The organism is Mesorhizobium sp. B2-7-3 (genome assembly GCF_006440715.1).
GTDB lineage: Bacteria > Pseudomonadota > Alphaproteobacteria > Rhizobiales > Rhizobiaceae > Mesorhizobium > Mesorhizobium australicum.
Genome location: NZ_VFTY01000019.1, coordinates 49694 through 66529, shown reverse-complemented (window position 1 = coordinate 66529; position 16836 = coordinate 49694). Strand labels below are relative to the sequence as shown.

Annotated in this window: 17 protein-coding genes and 2 pseudogenes; 5 read left to right on the top strand and 14 right to left on the bottom strand. The window is 63.1% G+C overall.

Annotated features, from left to right (window positions below):
- Positions 1–1311 (bottom strand): annotated as a pseudogene (locus FJW04_RS28980) (hypothetical protein); the annotation flags it as partial.
- Between the two features lie 654 nt (positions 1312–1965).
- Between FJW04_RS28980 and FJW04_RS28975 the strand changes: the two are divergent.
- Together FJW04_RS28975 and FJW04_RS30690 are read left to right on the top strand one after the other, a co-directional pair.
- On the top strand, positions 1966–2265 hold the full coding sequence (locus tag FJW04_RS28975) for a hypothetical protein (protein WP_246674056.1): 300 nt from the start codon (positions 1966–1968) through the stop codon (positions 2263–2265).
- Positions 2229–2315: a hypothetical protein gene (locus tag FJW04_RS30690; RefSeq protein WP_348642004.1), complete on the top strand. Its 87-nt coding sequence runs from the start codon at positions 2229–2231 to the stop codon at positions 2313–2315. The genes FJW04_RS28975 and FJW04_RS30690 overlap by 37 nt, the downstream gene beginning before the upstream one ends.
- 187 nt (positions 2316–2502) lie before the next feature.
- Here FJW04_RS30690 and FJW04_RS28965 read toward each other — a convergent pair whose 3' ends face one another.
- The 10 genes from FJW04_RS28965 to FJW04_RS28920 all read right to left on the bottom strand — a co-directional run bounded on the left by FJW04_RS28965 (position 2503) and on the right by FJW04_RS28920 (position 11686).
- Positions 2503–2916, bottom strand: coding sequence for a c-type cytochrome (locus tag FJW04_RS28965; RefSeq protein ID WP_140663731.1), 414 nt, complete (start codon positions 2914–2916; stop codon positions 2503–2505).
- Positions 2897–3775, bottom strand: a complete 879-nt coding sequence (locus FJW04_RS28960) for a cytochrome c oxidase assembly protein (protein WP_140718218.1) — start codon at positions 3773–3775, stop codon at positions 2897–2899. Before FJW04_RS28960 ends, FJW04_RS28965 begins: the two co-directional genes overlap by 20 nt.
- Entirely contained in the window at positions 3772–4113 is a 342-nt protein-coding gene (locus tag FJW04_RS28955) for a hypothetical protein (protein ID WP_140718216.1), read from the bottom strand. Before FJW04_RS28955 ends, FJW04_RS28960 begins: the two co-directional genes overlap by 4 nt.
- On the bottom strand, positions 4113–4718 hold the full coding sequence (locus FJW04_RS28950; protein WP_140619715.1) for a cytochrome C oxidase subunit III: 606 nt from the start codon (positions 4716–4718) through the stop codon (positions 4113–4115). The genes FJW04_RS28955 and FJW04_RS28950 overlap by 1 nt, the downstream gene beginning before the upstream one ends.
- Positions 4715–6691, bottom strand: coding sequence for a cytochrome c oxidase subunit I (ctaD, locus tag FJW04_RS28945; protein ID WP_140619713.1), 1977 nt, complete (start codon positions 6689–6691; stop codon positions 4715–4717). The genes FJW04_RS28950 and ctaD overlap by 4 nt, the downstream gene beginning before the upstream one ends.
- A complete protein-coding gene (gene coxB, locus FJW04_RS28940) occupies positions 6688–7701 on the bottom strand; it encodes a cytochrome c oxidase subunit II (RefSeq protein WP_140619711.1) in 1014 nt (337 codons plus the stop codon). Before coxB ends, ctaD begins: the two co-directional genes overlap by 4 nt.
- Positions 7698–8231 (bottom strand): c-type cytochrome, encoded by a 534-nt coding sequence (locus FJW04_RS28935; RefSeq protein WP_140619709.1) that lies wholly within the window; start codon positions 8229–8231, stop codon positions 7698–7700. The genes coxB and FJW04_RS28935 overlap by 4 nt, the downstream gene beginning before the upstream one ends.
- Positions 8228–9097: a substrate-binding domain-containing protein gene (locus tag FJW04_RS28930; protein ID WP_140619707.1), complete on the bottom strand. Its 870-nt coding sequence runs from the start codon at positions 9095–9097 to the stop codon at positions 8228–8230. Before FJW04_RS28930 ends, FJW04_RS28935 begins: the two co-directional genes overlap by 4 nt.
- Entirely contained in the window at positions 9078–10835 is a 1758-nt protein-coding gene (locus FJW04_RS28925; protein ID WP_280739578.1) for a methanol/ethanol family PQQ-dependent dehydrogenase, read from the bottom strand. Before FJW04_RS28925 ends, FJW04_RS28930 begins: the two co-directional genes overlap by 20 nt.
- Before the next feature lie 116 nt (positions 10836–10951).
- Positions 10952–11686: a heme-binding protein gene (locus tag FJW04_RS28920; RefSeq protein WP_224587218.1), complete on the bottom strand. Its 735-nt coding sequence runs from the start codon at positions 11684–11686 to the stop codon at positions 10952–10954.
- A 274-nt stretch (positions 11687–11960) separates the two neighbouring features.
- Here FJW04_RS28920 and FJW04_RS30130 point away from each other — a divergent pair, with 274 nt between their 5' ends.
- Positions 11961–12098, top strand: coding sequence for a hypothetical protein (locus tag FJW04_RS30130; RefSeq protein WP_157163660.1), 138 nt, complete (start codon positions 11961–11963; stop codon positions 12096–12098).
- A 46-nt stretch (positions 12099–12144) separates the two neighbouring features.
- On the top strand, positions 12145–13140 hold the full coding sequence (dusA, locus tag FJW04_RS28910) for a tRNA dihydrouridine(20/20a) synthase DusA (RefSeq protein WP_140619703.1): 996 nt from the start codon (positions 12145–12147) through the stop codon (positions 13138–13140).
- Positions 13141–13142: 2 nt separating this feature from the next.
- Here dusA and FJW04_RS28905 read toward each other — a convergent pair.
- Together FJW04_RS28905 and FJW04_RS28900 are read right to left on the bottom strand one after the other, a co-directional pair.
- Positions 13143–13821: pseudogene (locus FJW04_RS28905) on the bottom strand (TIGR02281 family clan AA aspartic protease).
- Between the two features lie 37 nt (positions 13822–13858).
- On the bottom strand, positions 13859–14089 hold the full coding sequence (locus FJW04_RS28900) for a DUF1289 domain-containing protein (protein WP_041163452.1): 231 nt from the start codon (positions 14087–14089) through the stop codon (positions 13859–13861).
- 198 nt (positions 14090–14287) lie between these two features.
- Between FJW04_RS28900 and FJW04_RS28895 the strand changes: the two genes are divergently transcribed.
- Entirely contained in the window at positions 14288–15286 is a 999-nt protein-coding gene (locus FJW04_RS28895; RefSeq protein WP_140619701.1) for a nicotinate-nucleotide--dimethylbenzimidazole phosphoribosyltransferase, read from the top strand.
- 28 nt (positions 15287–15314) lie between these two features.
- Here FJW04_RS28895 and FJW04_RS28890 read toward each other — a convergent pair whose 3' ends face one another.
- Positions 15315–16835, bottom strand: a complete 1521-nt coding sequence (locus FJW04_RS28890; protein ID WP_140619699.1) for a HAMP domain-containing sensor histidine kinase — start codon at positions 16833–16835, stop codon at positions 15315–15317.
- Position 16836 lies beyond the last annotated feature (1 nt).

Here is a 16836-nt window from a genome sequence, read left to right as displayed (position 1 = left end):
GTCGGTCCCAAGAACCGTCTCGTCGACGGTTAGCGTCGGCTCGGTGCCGGTCGTCGATATGCTCGGCCCGTCATCGTCAAAGTTGATGAAAGAGCCGACCTCCTCGGTATGGCCATTGGTGTTTTGCGCCGTGAAATGGAACTCGGTGATGTCACAGCCTTCGTTTGCATCGACCCCCGTAACCGTCAGCCGATCCATGGGATTGCTCGTGGTGATGTTGACGGTGGTGACGTTGTCGAGGCCGGTGATGGTTACGGTGCCTGTGCCCATGCCGCTGACGGTGACGTTGCCGCTTCCCGTGGCATAGGTGCCATTAGCGGTGATCGGCGACGCAAACCCGGATGTGCCGGTCAGCGTAAGGCTGGCGATAGGCGCGGGGGTGGTGGGGCTGCCGTCATAAAAGTTCAAGCCTTGCTCGTTGCCCGTGACATTGACGGTGCTGATTTTGATGTCCACCCGCAAACTCGGATTGGAAGGCGTGATCTGGTTGATCGTAAACCCGGCCTGCGTAATGTTCTCGAGGTGGCCGCCGTACTGTATCTGCGAAGCTGTACCCGCGGCCAAGGTGCCGCCAGTCACAAAATCGACCTGCAACGCCTCAGCCGGATTGATGCTCTGGTTGTTGACGCCGAAGCCTTGTGTACTGACGTTGGCGGTGGCATTGGCCGCCCCGAGGAAACCTGTCACCAAAATCTGCTTCGTAGCGTCGCTTCCCGAATCGATCACATAGAAATCATGATTGCCGGGAGCCGCGTTCTGGCCCGAGAAATTAACCACCGAGGTTCCGGCGACCGATGCGAACACCTTATCGGTTAGATCGATGCGGTCGTCCGGGTTGGTCGCGTCCGGATGGTGCAACGGCACATACTCGACTAAGTAAAGGTCCGCGTTTGTGGCGCTCGTGGAGTCCAGACCAAACGAGAAGGCGAGGGGGCCATTCGCAACGGGCGCGGCAGACGGATCAGAGGTGCCGATGACACCGATCACGACGTTCGCATGCGTTGCGTCCTGGAACAGCCATATATATTTTCCGTCGTCAGTCTGAAGGTTGCTGTTCACGCCAACCGTGGTGGAGAACGGCGTGCCGGAAGCGTTTTGCGTAAGAACGATCGAGTTGATGGTTTCTCCGGCGCTCGCCGTGGCCCGCACGAAGTTAGCCTGGAATGCGGTTTCGAGCGGAGAACCGAGAGTCTCGAGATATTGCAGCGTCGTGTTGGTGCTGTACGGCGCAACGGCCGGGTTGATATCATTGTCTTGGAGGCCGGTCGTTTCGTCGATGATGATGTCTTGGGCGAGGATGTCGAGCGCCATCGGAATTCTCCCTGGTTATTGCGGCAGGCGCAAATCGGCCCCAACGCCGGCAACCGGCCGCATGGGCGCGCATCCGCCGGTATGGCCGGCGCTACGCGTCCTCGTTAAAGAAACTGGAGTGGTGGAATGGGGGTAGGGCGTCGAGGGCGTTCCAAGCCCTTCGCTCATGCCCCGGTCAGGCGTTCCCGCGCGGACGTGTCCTGCGCGCGTGGATCATCCGCAGCCGGCGGATGCTATCAGGCAATAAATAGGCCATGATGATGACCCCCCTCCCTTGGCACGCACGGATATGCATGCCGTCCTCCTTTTATTAGCAATAGCTAAAAAGCTACTCCAATTTGTGGATAATTCAATATGCCTATTGCATTTTTGAAATTAATATGAATCTAAACCGATTCAAACGAGCATCGAACAGCCGTGAAATCGCGGCAATTCTCGCCTGCCAAGTGTTTGAAATGCAAAGAGAATGCAGTAGATTACAGGCTTTGCACGCTGTTCGGTGATCAACACTGACCAGCCTCGGCAGAGAGCAACTAAAATCAAACATGCTGGAAGCAAAATTCGCTAACTGCACCTATGATGGATTGGACGGATCGGTATTGCCGGTTCTTCCGTCGCCAGTTGACGGCCTGCGGGCGAAGAGGCGAAGTCGACGTGGCCGACCCTCAGGTCGTCAATGAACTCCTATCCTGCTGCTTCTGTTGGTCGCGGAACGGTGACCGTCTCGACACCACGTCTCGTGCAGAGACCGGCAAGGTCGAGTTCGAGGTCCCCGGCATCCGCAGCGAGGGCGTCCAGGCGGTCGACATCGAAATGGCACGCGACGGCGCCACTGCCTATGTCGCGCTCGGTCCGGCCAACCGGGTGGCCGAAGTGGATGCCAAGACGCTGGCGGTGCCAATGGCAATTCCGGCGACATCTCGTTCATCGATCTGGAGAATGAGGAGGTGGTGAAGTCGGTGCCGGTGGGACGCGGCCCCTGGGGAGTGGTGATCGGTCCATGAAGGCGCTGTCGCTCGAGGGCCGTTCAGTTCGGCGGTCGAACTGATACGCTTCACGCTCTATCTGCGCTTCGATCCCGTTTCCGCCCTTGTCGTTCTCGCCTGCCTCGTCGTGTTTTTCCTGGCGGCAGTGGTCGGCTACGACCCCGGCCGCGGCCTGTGGTCCCGGCGCGGCGGCGAGGGCTGATCATTACAGGGCGTAGAGGTAGGCAGCGATATCACGCGCCTGCTGCTCTGTGATCCCCGTCGATGGCATTGCCGTGTGCGGATTGATCTCCCTGGCCGCTCGTATCCAGCGGATCAGGTTCTCCGGATTGTTCGCCAGTATGCCGGCGATAAAGACCCGGTCGGCAAGGCTGGAATCGAGGCGCGGACCAACCTGGCCTTGTGCCCCCGGCACGCCGGGGATCGTATGGCATCCGGAGCAGCCGTTCGCGATCATGATCGGAATGGCGCGCGCTTCCAAGCCGCCGGTCGCCATGTCCGATTCGTGGCGAACACGATCGCGCCGGTCGGACCACAAGGTCGCTGCGGCGACTGCCGCGGTCAGCAGCAGGATCGCGGCGAGCGCGCTGCCCACCATCCTAGCCAGGCCGGAGCGCATGGCTTGCCTCCCTGATTCCGCTCTTGCTTATCCAAAGGCCGGCAAGCAGCAAGGCGGCTCCGCCATAGATCAGGCCAGCCGGAACCCACATCACCAGTCCGGCGAGCTGCTGGTCCTCGATCGGGGTTAGACCCCAGAGCGCCGCGCCGGCGGCATTCTGCGGGTACCAGAGTCTGGGCGACAACAGCAGCAGCACGCCGAGCAGACCAGTGTGCAGTGACGTGAAGAAGAGATGCATGACCGCGCTGCCATAGGCCTGCTGGCGGCCGGAACGCGGCAGAATCCCCCACCAGAACAGCAGGGCTGTGCCGAGGAAGCTCGCATGCTGGGCGTAGTGCAGCACGCCCTGCTGAAGCGCTGCCTCGAACAGGACGGGAACGTGCCAGATCCAGATCGCGATGCCGTGGATGGCGGTTGCGTTGAGGGGGCGGCTGGCAACGGTCCAGATCGCACGAAGAGTCCTGCCGTGCGTGAGCCTTCCCGTCCCTCGGCGAAGTCCGGTCGGCAATGCCCATATCAGGGCTGCGCCGGGGCAGGCGGCGACAAGGAGTGGCGCCGCTACCGCCATCAGCAGTTCATGCTCGATCATGTGGGCGGCAAACACCCGTTCGCCAAGCGCATGGATCGGGCTGACCAGCGCTCCGGTCAGCACGCCCCAGCCGGCGGTGAACAACAGAACTTGCCGCGTCCGCTCGGAGCGGCCCCGGCTGCTGCGGCGCCATAGCCGGCTCGCTCCGAGCGCATAGATGAGCGCGATTGCGGCCAAAGGGAGCGTGATGGGAAACGCAAGCGTCCATCCCGCTTCGGGCGCGCCGGCGCCATAGCAGATCGAGGTTGAGAAGAAGGCCTCGAAGCTCATCGCAGGCACTCGTCGAGAATGAGTGCGGCGCTGCCCTGCATGACGATGACGAGGGCAAAAAGCAAAGCCGCAAGAATGCCGAGATCGGCGACGAATTGCTCGGTGCCGCGCGTGCGCTCCGGCTTGAAAGCCGCGCCCCCTTGCCGCCGTGCCCGCCAAGAAAGCATGCCGCCGAGAAGTGAAAGGAAGGCCAGCAGCAATGCGATCGGAAGCACGACCGGAATCTGGCGATTGCACTGCCACGGAACAAGCGCGTAGTTCAGCTGCGTCGAGATTGCCCAAGCCAAAGGCCCCGACAGAAGACCACCCCAGGACATTCCCAACCGCAGCGCGCGCATCAGCCTAGCCTCGGTACCCAGTAGATGAGCAGGTAGATCGGGATCCAGGTGAGCACCACGAAATCCCAGTAGAAGACGTTGTCGCCCACATCGCCGAAGCGCCGGCCGCTATACCCATGGCGTGTGAACATCAGCACCGTCAGCACGATCGTGTCGCCCACGTCGGTGATCAGATGCGTGGTGTGCAGTCCAAGCAACACCCAAAGCATCGAGCCGTAGGCGTTTGTGTCCCAAAAGATATTCAATGCCGGGAACTCGAACCAGCGCACCACGAGCGGGGCGACACCGAACAGCGACATCACGACCATGCCGATCCGCACCGGTACGATGGCGCAATGCTCGGCGTAGCGATTGAGGATGTGGTTTGGCACCAGGCTGGCGATCAGCAACAGGGTGACGATCGTTCCCGGCCAATGGTTAGGTTCCGGGGCGCTCAGACGCCAGTTGGGCCATGACATCGCCAGATAGAGATAGGCGCCGGCCGCCAGCGCGAAGCCCGTCCCTTCCAATGCCATGAAGCCGAGCGTGCCCCACCAGGTTGGGCTGCGCGGACCATGGCCAAACGTAGGGAGGGCGGAAAGGTCGGTGACGGGCCGCTGATTCATTCCTCGTCCTCCGGATCGCCCTTGGGCCAGAACCAGCCGAGCAGCGTGAGCGCGATCGGCATGGCGCCCCAGACGATCGCCCACGGCGTAAAGATCGAGTAGAGGAACGTGCCGCCCACGGCGATCGCCGCCAGCAGCGGCCAGATCGACGGCGTCGCCGATTTCTCGCGGATGTCGGGGTAGGCCTCCGCCACCGTCGAGATGAGCAACTCGCGGACATCGACGCGGAGTCCGGTTGCGACGGGAAGCGCCTCTCGTTCGGCCCACAGCGGCTCGACATTCGTCACGATCGGAATGCGCGAGAAATTGTAACTTGGAGGCGGGGACGACGTGGCCCATTCCAGGGTGCCGGCATCCCAGGGGTTATCGCCGGCCGGAGCCCCTTTCAATGCGCCATGTATCAGGTTGAAGGTGAACAGCACGAAGCTTAGGAAGAACAGCACCGCGCCGGCGCTGATGAACAGGTTGATGTTGCCCCAGCCAAGCTCCGCCGGATAGGTATAGACCCTGCGCGGCATGCCCCACAGGCCGACGAGATGCATCGGGAAGAAGGCCGCGTTGAAGCCGATGAAGGCCAGCCCGAAATGCCAGCGTCCGAGACGTTCGCTCATCATGCGCCCGGTGATCTTGGGGAACCAGAAATAGGCCGCGCCCAGCAGCGGGAATACCGATCCGCCGATCAGCACATAGTGGAAGTGGGCGACGACGAAGTAGGTGTCGTGCACCTGAAGGTCGAGCGGCACCGAGGCGAGCATGACGCCGGTTAGCCCGCCGATGACGAAGATGAAGAAGAAGCCGAAGACGAACAGCAGCGGCGTGCGGATCACCGGTCTGCCATCCCACAAGGTCGCCAGCCAGCAGAAGATCTGCACGCCATTGGGGATGGCGATCAGCATGCTGGACGCCGTGAAGAAGCTCGCCCCGAGCTTCGGCAATCCGGTTGCAAACATATGATGCACCCAGAGGCCGAACGACAGGAAACCCACCGCGATCAGCGACAGGACCAGCCCTAAATGGCCGAACGTCGGTCGCCGGGCAAAAGCGGGAATGATGGAGGAGACCATGCCCGTCGCCGGCAGGAAGATGATGTAGACCTCGGGATGACCGAAGAACCAGAACAGATGCTGAAACAGCAGGGCGTCGCCGCCCTCCGCGGGGTTGAAAATGTGGGTTCCGACAAGCCGGTCGAGAATGAGGAAGGTCGAGGTGATCATGACCGCCGGCATCGCGAAGACGACGACGAAGGAAGTGACCAGCAGTGCCCACACATAAAGCGGTATCTTGTCCAGCGACATGCCGGGCGCGCGTTGCTTGAACACGGTGACGATGGTGGCGACGGCGACCGCAAGCGACGACACTTCGGTATAGGTGATCATTTGCGCCCAGACGTCAGCGCGCTTGCCAGGAGAGAATTCCGGTCCGGATAGGGGCACATAGGCGAACCAGCCGACGTCCGGCGCCATGTTGAGGAGGAATGAGATCCAGGCAAAGGCCCCGCCCGAGACGTAGATCCAGTAGCCGAATGCATTGAGCCGCGGGAAGGCGATGTTACGGGTGCCGACCATCAGCGGCACCAGATAGATTCCCGTTGCCTGAACGATGGGCACAGCGAACAGGAACATCATGGTGACGCCATGCATCGTGAACAGCTGGTTGTAGAGGTCCGGCCCGATCAGCCCGCGCTGCGGCCCGGAGAGTTGGATTCGCATGGCGACCGCGTTCAGCCCGCCAAGGCACAGGAAGATGAAGGCCGTGATCAGATAGCGCCTTGCGATGACCTTGTGGTCGACGCTCGACAATGCTCCGATGATGCCGGGCGGCGTGCGCCATGCCCGCGTGAGCCAGTGGTGCAGGCTGGCATCGTCCATGCCGGTATCGCGCGGTCCGTCATGCTCGGGAGCCAGGTCGCCCTTGGTGGCGGTCTCGCGTTTCGGCGGCAGGTCGCGTTCGCTGATCAGATCCGCGCTGCTCATTTCAGACCCTCGAGATAGGCGACGATGGCGTTGAGTTCGTCGCCGTTGAGCTCCACCACAGGCATGTGGGAACCGGGCTTCACGCCTTGGGGGTCCGCTATCCAGGCAGCGATATTGCCTCGGCTCATCGTCAACGTGCCGGCGGCGAGCGTGCGCCGGCTGGCAATATGCGTCAGATCCGGCGCGACGGTTCCTCCCGCTGGAGTGCCCCCGATCCTGTGGCACATCACGCAGGGACGCTTGAGGAACAGGTCCTCGCCAGCCTTGGCCTCGTCGCTCGCCGGAGGGCCAGACGGCTGCAACTGGTCGTTCCACCAAGCGTCGAACTTTTCCTTCGGCTCGGCGATGATGAAGGTACCCATGTTCGCATGCTGCGCACCGCAGAACTCGGCGCACTGGCCGCGATATACGCCAGGCTTGTCGGCCTTGATGTCGAGCACATTGATATGGCCGGGGATGAGGTCGAGCTTGCCGGAAAGGCTCGGCACCCAGAAGGAATGGATCACGTCCGTCGATGTCAGCAGAAGCCGTACGGGCTCCCCGGCGGGGATGTGGATTTCGTTCGCCGTGGTCAGGATACGGCTCGGCGTGGCGTCTTCGTAGCGCACTTCCCACCACCATTGGTGGCCCGTGACGCGAATGGTGAGCGCGGCGTCGGAGCCGATCGCCGCAAGCGTCCTGTTGGCGAAGAAGCTCAGCAAGGTCAGCCCGACCACGATGGCTGCGGTCAGCCCGACGGCAACCACGACAACGCGCAACTTTCGATGGTCGGCGCCGGCGTCGAGCACGAGCGGCTCGGCGCCGTCCCGCGACCGCATCATCAACGGTGTGGCAAGAGCGATCATCACCAGGACCCAGATCACCGCGCAAAGCGCGGTGAAAAACCAGATGAGCCATGCCAGCTCACTGGCAGCTGGCCCTTTCGGGTCGAGCGCTGATTGCCATCCCGCGCATCCCTGCAGAAATAAGACGCAGGCCGTGCCGAACCCGGTCGACGCAAGGCGCTTCACGGTGATTTCCCCAGCGTGGCTGCATCCGGCATGCGATTTTCCGACGGATGCGGCATCATGTCGTCATTGCGTTGCGGCGCGGCGGACGAGGGTGCGTTGCCACTCAGCGAGCGAACGAAGGCGGCAAGCTCCCAAATCTGGTCATCGGGTATCTTGTCGCGGAAGCTCGGCATGCCTTTTGGCCGCCCATCGCGGATGGTGGCGTGGATGCTTTCGATCGAACTGCCGTAAAGCCATTTCTGGTCCATCAAGGCCGGCCCCATGCCGCCGCCGCCATTGGCATGACAGCCCGAACAGTTGAACCAGCTGAACAGGCGCTTGCCCTCGCTGAGGTGGAAGGCATTGGCCTCGAAGCTGGCTGCCTTGTTGTCGCTGGCCGAAGGCCGCTTTCCACCGGGTTCCAATGTGGTCACAGGCGCCGGCTGCTCGCCCGATCCGAGCGAGGATTGCGGGCGCGTGTCGCGCTCCTCGCGCTGGCATGCCGTAAGCGCTAGGGCCGTAAACAAGAGCATGGCGGCACCGTGCTTCATCGCACTGGGCTCCCCGGGCCATCGAGGCGCGGCACGCCATATTGCGACAGCAATGCGTCGATCTCGGCCTTGTGCCTGGCCAGCGCGCTGTTCACATCGCCACGCAGCGCATCGTCCTCGCGCCGAACGCCCATCGAGATGTCGTAGATCATGGGCAATTGCGGCCCGTCGATGCGAGGCGTGACGGGCGTGACGCGGAGAGGCACTTTCTGCTTGGCGGCGAAGTAGCCGGCGAGCGGGCCCCAGACGACGGCAAGATCGATGTCTCCGGTCGCCACTGCTTCGACGATGCGCGCCGGAGGGTTGGGTGCGGAGTAGTCGCCATAGACGGGATAGCCGACGAGATGCCCGACGATGCCGCGGCGGCCGAGCGCCTGGACGGGAGGCGAATTGGCCCCGTCGTCGCCGATGAGTTGCACGCCGATCCGCATGGCGCGCAGCCGCGGATCGTTGAAGGATGCCACATCCGGGCCGTCCTGGCGGGTGACGAAAACATAGGACGACCGATAATAGGGGGTGGTGGTGCGCAGCATTTCGAGATTGGCCGGCGTGCCGGGCACGAGATCGCAAAGGCCGGCCTTCAGCGTGTTGCGCACGAAGCCCCGGCGCTGTGCCCACCAAGTGTAGGTCAGTTTGGCGCCGAGATCGGCGGCCACGATCTCAGCGATTCTGTTCTCGAAGCCCTGACCGGCGGCGTTGGAGAAGGGCATGTTGTTCGGGTCGGCGCAGACCCTCAGTTCACGCACATTCGCTGTCGCCGGCAAGAGCAGCAAGGCGAGGGCGACCATGCCGGTTGCCAGTCGCTGGAGCGCCTTTCGCACCTGGCGCGGGGCCCGCTCGAGTGCCTCAGGGCAGCCGGAACACATAGAGCGTGCCTCCCGCCGTTGTCGCGTCCTTGAGATCCTTCATCGCGTTGACGAAACCGAGGGCAGCGGTGGCGTCGCGCGGATCGAGATCGCCGGACACGATGGCGCCGGCCCAGCCGCCTACACCCGACAGGATCGCCACATATTGGTGTCCGTCGGGGCCGCGATATGTGATGGGCTGGCCGATGATGCCGGACGACGTCTTGAATTGCCAAAGCAGCTCGCCGGTCTTGGCGCTGACCGCCTTGAACCAACCCTCCATGGTTCCGTAGAAGACGACATCGCCGGCGGTCACGACCGCGCCGCTCCACACCGGGAAGTTCTCCTTGAGGCTCCAGGCGGGCTTCTCCGCGGCGATGTCCCAAGCGGTGAAGGCGCCCCGGTTCCCACCAGGCCCGGGGATCATGCGCACGTTCATGCCGACATAGGGCGTGCCGGCAATGTAGTTCACCTCGACGCCTTCTTCGTCCATGCACAGATTGTTATGCGGTATGTAGAGCAGCCCTGTCTTCGGCGAGAAGGCGGAAGGCTGCCAATCCTTGAGCCCTGACGCGGTCGGGCAGATGTCGCGGACGACCTTGCCGGTACCGGTCTTCTTGTCCGGGTTCTCGATCAGACGGCCGCTGTCGAGGTCGACACCCTTGCTGGAATTGACGGGGCCGTAGGGCTTCGCGGACAGCACTTCGCCGGTGGTCCGGTCGAGAATGTAGAGATAGCCGTTGCGCTCGGGCCGGACCAGCACCTTGCGCGGCTTGCCCTGCCAGTTCATGTCGAGCAGGACCTGCTCGTTGATCCCGTCATAGTCATGAAGGTCGTGCGGGCTCCACTGGTAGAACCATTTCGCCGCTCCGGTATCGGGGTCGCGGGCGAAAATCCCTGACGTCCATTTGTTGTCGCCGGGCCGCAGATCCGGGTTCCACGGTCCAGGGTTGCCGGTGCCGTGGAAGATCAGGTTGAGATCCGGGTCGTAGGAAATCCAGCCCCACATGTTGCCGCCGCCGATTTTCCAGGCTTCCGGCGGCCATGTCGTGACGCCGAGGTCCTTGCCCTTGTCCATGTCGTAATGCGGCTTGAAATCGGGGCCGATCAGCACGTCCTTGTCCGGTCCGGTGCCGTAGGCCGTCCAGACGACATGACCGTCGCCGGCGTCAAGCGCCTTGACCCAGCCGCGGACGCCCATCTCGCCGCCTGAATTGCCGACCAGCACTTTGCCTTTCACCACCAACGGCGCCATGGTGATGGTCTCGCCTATGTTGATGTTGCCGATATGGGAGTTCCAGATCGGCTGACCGGTGTTCGCATCGAGTGCGATGGTGTGACCGTCCAGTGTGTTGAAGAAGATGCGCCCGTCCGCGAAAGCCGCGCCGCGATTCACGACGTCGCAACAGGCAACCCCTTGCGCCGCGGGTTCGGGATTGGGTTCGAACTTCCATTTCATCGGCGCGCCTGGCTTGGTGAGGTCGAGCGCGTAGACCATGTTGGGGAAGGGGGTCACGATGTACATCGTGCCGCCGACGACCAGCGGCGCCGCTTCCTGGCCTTTGTTGACGCCGGTGGAGAAGGTGAAGGCCACCTGCAGGTTCTTGACATTGCCTTCGTTGATTTCCGTGAGTTCACTGTAGCGGGTCGACGCGTAGTTCTTGGCCGGCATCGTCCATTGCCCATCGTCGCGCGGTGCGGCGGAAGCCGGCGGCGAGATCGCTGACGGTGGCGGAGCTTCGGAAGCGCCTGTCAGCAGAGGAGTGCAAGCCAGCAGCAACCCCGCAAGGAAGCTCTGGAGACGTTTTCTAGCTGCCGCCGGGCGGTTCGTGCGTACCGCGTCGACGCAGGGTGTTGCACACCGCGCTGCTTGCTTCATTTCGGTGTCGCGCCTCCGACGCCTGAACCGATTTCCGCTGCGATGTCGGCCTCGGTGCCCGAGCATAGCGGGTGACCCCAGCCGGAGGCGCTTTTTCCGCCGGGATCGAGATCATAGATGATGGCATCCTTACGGTTGGGATTGACGCCTGCCGGGACCTTGTCGAGGCCGAGAGCCGCGCGAACGCGCCAGGCGACATTGTGGTCGGCGCAAGAGGAATCGCCACTGACGCCAAGCGCGCCGACGATCGTTTTGCCGTCGTAAAGGGCCAAGCCCCCGCCAAACACGACGACGCCGCCGATAGGCTTGCCGACCAACGGATCGTTGGCGCTGCCGAAGGTTTTGGGATCGCCCGCATAAGCCGCGGCTTGGTTGACGGGGTTGGTCGCCTGCAGCCCGAACAGCGGCCCACCCGGTTGCACGCCAGCGTAGAGATTGGCCGTCGACAGGGCCATTTGAGCCAGGCTGAGACCATTGGCGGTGTTGGCTTTCTCCGCTGCGACGAGCCGACTGCCCGGCCATTGCGAATCGACTGCCGGGCCGCTGAACGCAATCGCGCAGACAGTGCCATCGCGGGCAACGATCGCGCCCCATTCGTTGGTTTCAAAGCCGCCATTGGCTGGTCCGCCGCTTGCCTTCACATTGGCTTTGAGGACTGTAAGCAGCCTATCGTGATCGGCCGGACAAGCCTGCTGCGCCATGGCCCTGTCATCGTGGAGCAGGTCGCCCATCAGCAACAACAAACCAAAGGCAGATACGAAAAGCTGACAGCGATACATTGTCTTGGGCATTCGTTCGAACATCAAAGAGAACCCTGGCAGATCGTGAACGCGAGCAGGCGTCCGTGCCTAACTCGCACAATGCTTCTATGTTCCTGCTTTGGAAAAATTCGTGCAGTTGGATTTGAAGGCTGGTGTTCAGCCATGCTGTCCGTGGCATCCCAAGCCTCCTTTGGCGGGCGATAAACCCGGACAACTCATCTGCTACCTAATCCGGACAACTCATGTGCTTACGACACAGATCGGAGAGGGACTTGCCTACATCGCACATGTCGTCGATATGAAGGTCGACGAATTCGCCGAAGGGCTTCAGGCGCGCTATACGGGACTTTGTCAGCGTCTCACCATGATCGACTTGGCGTAAATTCGTGTGCACCCGGCAGGGTCTAGCGTTTTGAATGTTAAAGAAAATGCTGAAAAATCAACAGTATAGACTGGCTATTGCACCCATGATGGACTGGACGGACCGGCATTGCCGGTTCTTCCATCGCCAGCTGACGACACATGCGCTGCTTTATACCGAAATGGTTGTGGCCGACGCGGTCATCCACGGCGCGCGCGAGCGGCTGCTTGGCTTCGATGAGGTGGAACATCCCGTCGCCCTGCAACTTGGCGGCTCCGATCCGGCAAAACTTGCCGAAGCGGCGCGCGTTGGCGAAGCCTTCGGTTATGACGAGATCAATCTCAATGTCGGCTGCCCGTCCGACCGCGTCCAGTCGGGCACGTTCGGCGCTTGCCTGATGAAAGTACCCGACCTCGTCGCAACCTGCGTCGCGGCGATGAAGGCGGCGGTGACGGTGCCAGTCACGGTCAAGTGCCGCATCGGCGTCGACGAACAGGATCCGGAGCCCGCGCTCGATGCGCTGGCGAATGGGGTGTTCGATGCCGGCGCCGATGCCTTGTGGGTGCATGCTCGCAAGGCCTGGCTGGAAGGGCTGAGCCCCAGGGAAAATCGCGACATCCCGCCGCTAGACTATAACAGGGTTTATCGGTTGAAGGCTAGAAAACAAAGCAAATTCATAGGCATCAATGGCGGTATTCAGTCTCTTGACGAGGCGCGGCTGCATCTCGATCATGTCGACGGAGCCATGCTCGGCCGCGCCGCGTACCACACACCAGGCATTCTGGCCGGTGTTGACGCCGCCTTCTACGGTGCGCGGTCGGAGGCGTTCGATTTCGCGGCACTGATCGATGCTATGGCGGAGTATGCGGCGCGCCATATCGAACAAGGCGGCCGGCTCGGCCATGTCACCCGCCATATGGTCGGGCTGTTTCATGGGCTGCCCGGCGCTCGCCGCTATCGTCAGATCCTGTCCACCGACGCAACCCGACCCGGGGCCGGGGCTGACGTGCTGAAGACGGCTTTCGCGGCTGTCGAACTCGGAGGAGCGGCCGAAGCGGCCTGAGCTCAGTCCCTGAGGATCATCCGGTCGCCGCGCACGTCGAAGCCCGACAGCGAACCGATGAAGTTCATGCCGAGCAGGCTTTGGCTCAGCATGCCTGGAGCGGCGATCATCACCGGCATATCCTTGCGCACGATGCCGCCGATCGCCAGTTCGTCGGTTTTGACTCGCCGCGGCGCGCGCCATGCCGTTGGCGGTCGAAACCGGTATCGTGTAGTTGAGTGCCGCGGGATTGAAGCCTGAGGCCTGGGCGTCCTCCGAACTCAGCACCGTGCTGGTGGCGCCGGTGTCGACAACGGCGCGAACCGGGTTGCCGTTGACCAGGATGCGCGCTTCGAAATGGCCATTGTCGGCCTTGTCCAAGGTCACGGTGGCGTGGCCGTCTTCGACACCGAGCGCCAGCGGGCTGCCGGGAACAAGGCTGGCGGTCACCCGGCTGGCGACGTCCTGCAGCTCGTAGCGATATTGATAGCCGGCGATCAGCGCGAGCACGATAGCCGCCCAGGCGCCGAGATTGCGGGCCATCACTCCCAGCGGAGCGGACCGCAGCAAGCCGGCGCCGATAAGGGCGCCGAAAGCCCCAAGCCAGATCAGCCGGCCAAAATCGTAATTCTCGACGCCGAACGTGCTGCCGGCGGAATCGTTGAGCATGAGCAGGGCTGCCCCTACACCGATCACCGCCATCACAACCCAGAACAGCCGGCTGCTCACTCGTCCCTCGCTAGAGTGCGTCGCGTTCACGCGCCATGCGGGTGCGGCGCGTTTCCCGGCGCGGCCGGCGCTCGACGGTTTCGAGCCGGGCTGGCAGTTCGGCCATCACGCTGCGGCGCGTCTCGGGCGTCATCCCTATCCAGGCGCCGATCTCCTCGCGCGTGCGGCCGCAACCGAAGCAGAAGCCGGTTTTCATATCGATCGAACAGACCAGGATGCAGGGAGATTCGATGGCCGTCATGACTTTCTCTCGGTGGACCCGGTCCGGAATCCGCTCTTCCACCTCCACATGGTGCAACGGCAAAGCCAATGCAAGCCCTCCCGATCGCGCCTTCCGTGGCCGCCTTTGCGGCAAATCAGGAAGGACGATCGAGGAGGTTGTGCCGGTCACGCAAGACAGCTATTCCGCTCCTCTGCTCCAGGAACGATTGTTCGCGACATGACCAGTGCACTGCCTTTCGATGATTTCCGCGACCTGCTCGGCAATCTGCCATTGGCCGACCTCAAAGCTGAAGCGCGCGTGCGCACACTGTTTGCCAAGGCCGATAAGCCTGAGAATTCGCTTGGCCGCGTCGAGGACATCGCCGCCTGGCTCGCAGCCTGGAGCGGTCGCGCTCCGCCTGCCGTGACTAGGCCCCTGATGGCTGTCTTTGCCGGCAACCATGGCGTTGCCAGGCAAGGCATTTCGCCGAGGCCCGTGGCGGCGACCGCTAACGCGGTCGAGCTTTGCGCGGCCGGCGGTGCGGCGATCAACCAGATCTGCATTGCCAACGACCTCGGTCTGAAGGTGTTCGATCTTGCCCTGCACATCCCGACCGGCGACATCACCGAGGACGCGGCGCTCGATGAGCGCGGTTGCGCCGCCACCATGGCCTTCGGCATGGAGGCGATTGCCGGCGGCACCGACCTGCTTTGCCTCGGCGATCTCGGCGTCGGCAATTCCACCGTCGCCGCCGCCCTGCTCGCCGCGCTTTTGAGGGGCAGGGGTGCCGACTGGGTTGGCCCGGGATCCGGCGCCGACGCGGCGATGCGGGCCCGCAAGGCAGAGGTTGTCGATGCGGCGCTGGCTTTTCATGGCCGCCATCTCGAAGACCCGCTTGAGGCGCTGCGCCGGGTCGGCGGCCGCGAGTTCGCGGCGATAGCCGGCGCAATCCTTGCCGCGCGGATGCAGCGGATACCGGTACTGCTCGATGGCTTCGCGGCAACGGCAGCCGCGGCGGTGCTGCATGCAGCGAACCCCGCAGCCCTTGATCATTGTCTTCTCGCCAGCCTGTCGCCGGAGTCCGCGCATGCAAGGGCGGCCGAGCACCTCGGGCTGCGTCCGCTGCTCGATCTGGGGATCGGCCACGGCGAAGGGGCGGGAGCCGCTCTGGCGGCTGGGCTGGTCAAGGCGGCGGCACTGACCAGTTCGGGCATGGCGGCGGCTGTGCGGGGTTGACCACGCAGCACCAGCGTTTACGGGGTCCTTACCGCCGTCGCGCGGCCACCGCCGCGGTCGGCAGCGCCGGCAGTTCTTCCATCACCCGGCTCAGCGGGAAAATAGCGATCGCCTCGGTGCCTTCGCGCAGCTTGGAATGAAGCTCGAACTCGCCGCCATGCATGGCGAGCAGCCCTTGGACGATCGGCAGGCCAAGCCCGGTGCCTTGCTCGGCGCTCTTGATGGCGATCGAACCCTGGCCGAAGGCTGAAAGCACGACCGGAATCTCGTCTTCGGGAATGCCCGGACCGTTGTCCTTGATCGAAATGTATTGTCCGCCGCCCGCCGTCCAGCCGACCCGGACGCGGATTTCGCCGCCGGTGGCGGTGAACTTGATGGCATTGGACAGAAGGTTGAGCGTGATCTGGCGCACGGCGCGCTCGTCGGCGAACAGCCGCGGCAATGTCTGTTCGAAATCCTGGATGACGCGGATGTCCTTGTTGCGCGCCTTCAACTCCATCATGTGGCAGCAATCCTCGACGATGTTGAGCAACATGACCGGCTCCTCGTTGAGCTGGTAGCGGCCGGCCTCGATGCGCGATAGGTCGAGGATCTCGTTGATCAGGTCGAGCAGATGCTGGCCTGAGTCATGCACGTCGTGGGCGTAGTCACGATAGGTGGGATTGCTCATCGGCCCGAGGACTTCGTTCGCCATCACCTCGGAAAAGCCGAGAATGGCGTTGAGCGGCGTGCGCAATTCGTGGCTCATCGAAGCGAGGAAACGCGATTTTGCCAGGTTGGCGTCCTCAGCCCGCCGCCGCGCCTCGTCCGACATCGACTTCGCCGTCTCCACTTCGGCGATCAGCGCGTCCTTTTCGGAGCGGAACGACAACAGCAGCAGGGAAAAACGATTGAGGTGACTGGCAATATAGGCGAAGAAAGGCAGCGACAGGACAAGCAGCGCAGCCATGGTGGCCCCGACCGGCATCCAGGACTTGGTCGCGGCATAGGCGTAGAGCGCCACTGGAACCGCGAAGGTCGCCAGCAGTGCTCCGCCCAGGGACGAGGCCATGAGCGCCGTCCCTGCCATGGCAAACAGCAGCACCACCGCCTTGACCGCCTGGAACTGGTCGACCTCGCAGGCCCCGCAGCCCAGCCAGACGAACCAGGCCCAGCCCAGACCACAAAGGAAGTGGCCGACCAGGAATTCCCTTCGCGTTTGCAAGGCGTTAAGTTCGGAAGCTTCCGTGCGCTCGATGCGCCGCGCCATGAAAACGACGATCGTATAAGAGGTCAGCGTAAACAACGCCCAGAGCCCGATCTCATTGCCGACACCGGCCAGACGACCGGCCGCGGCGATCGCCAGGACGAGCATCGGGATGACGACGGCACCGCTGGTCATCGCCTGGGCATGGAGCTTCAGCAGCTCGCGGTCGAAATCGAGATTGCCGGCCTGCTGCGAAAGACGGTCGCGCGTCTTGCGAACCGCGCGCGCGACATCGCTGTTGCGATGCCGTTTCCTGCGGTCCACAATGAACTTGTCCGCCGTGTTCGAGCGTTGCAAGGGCATC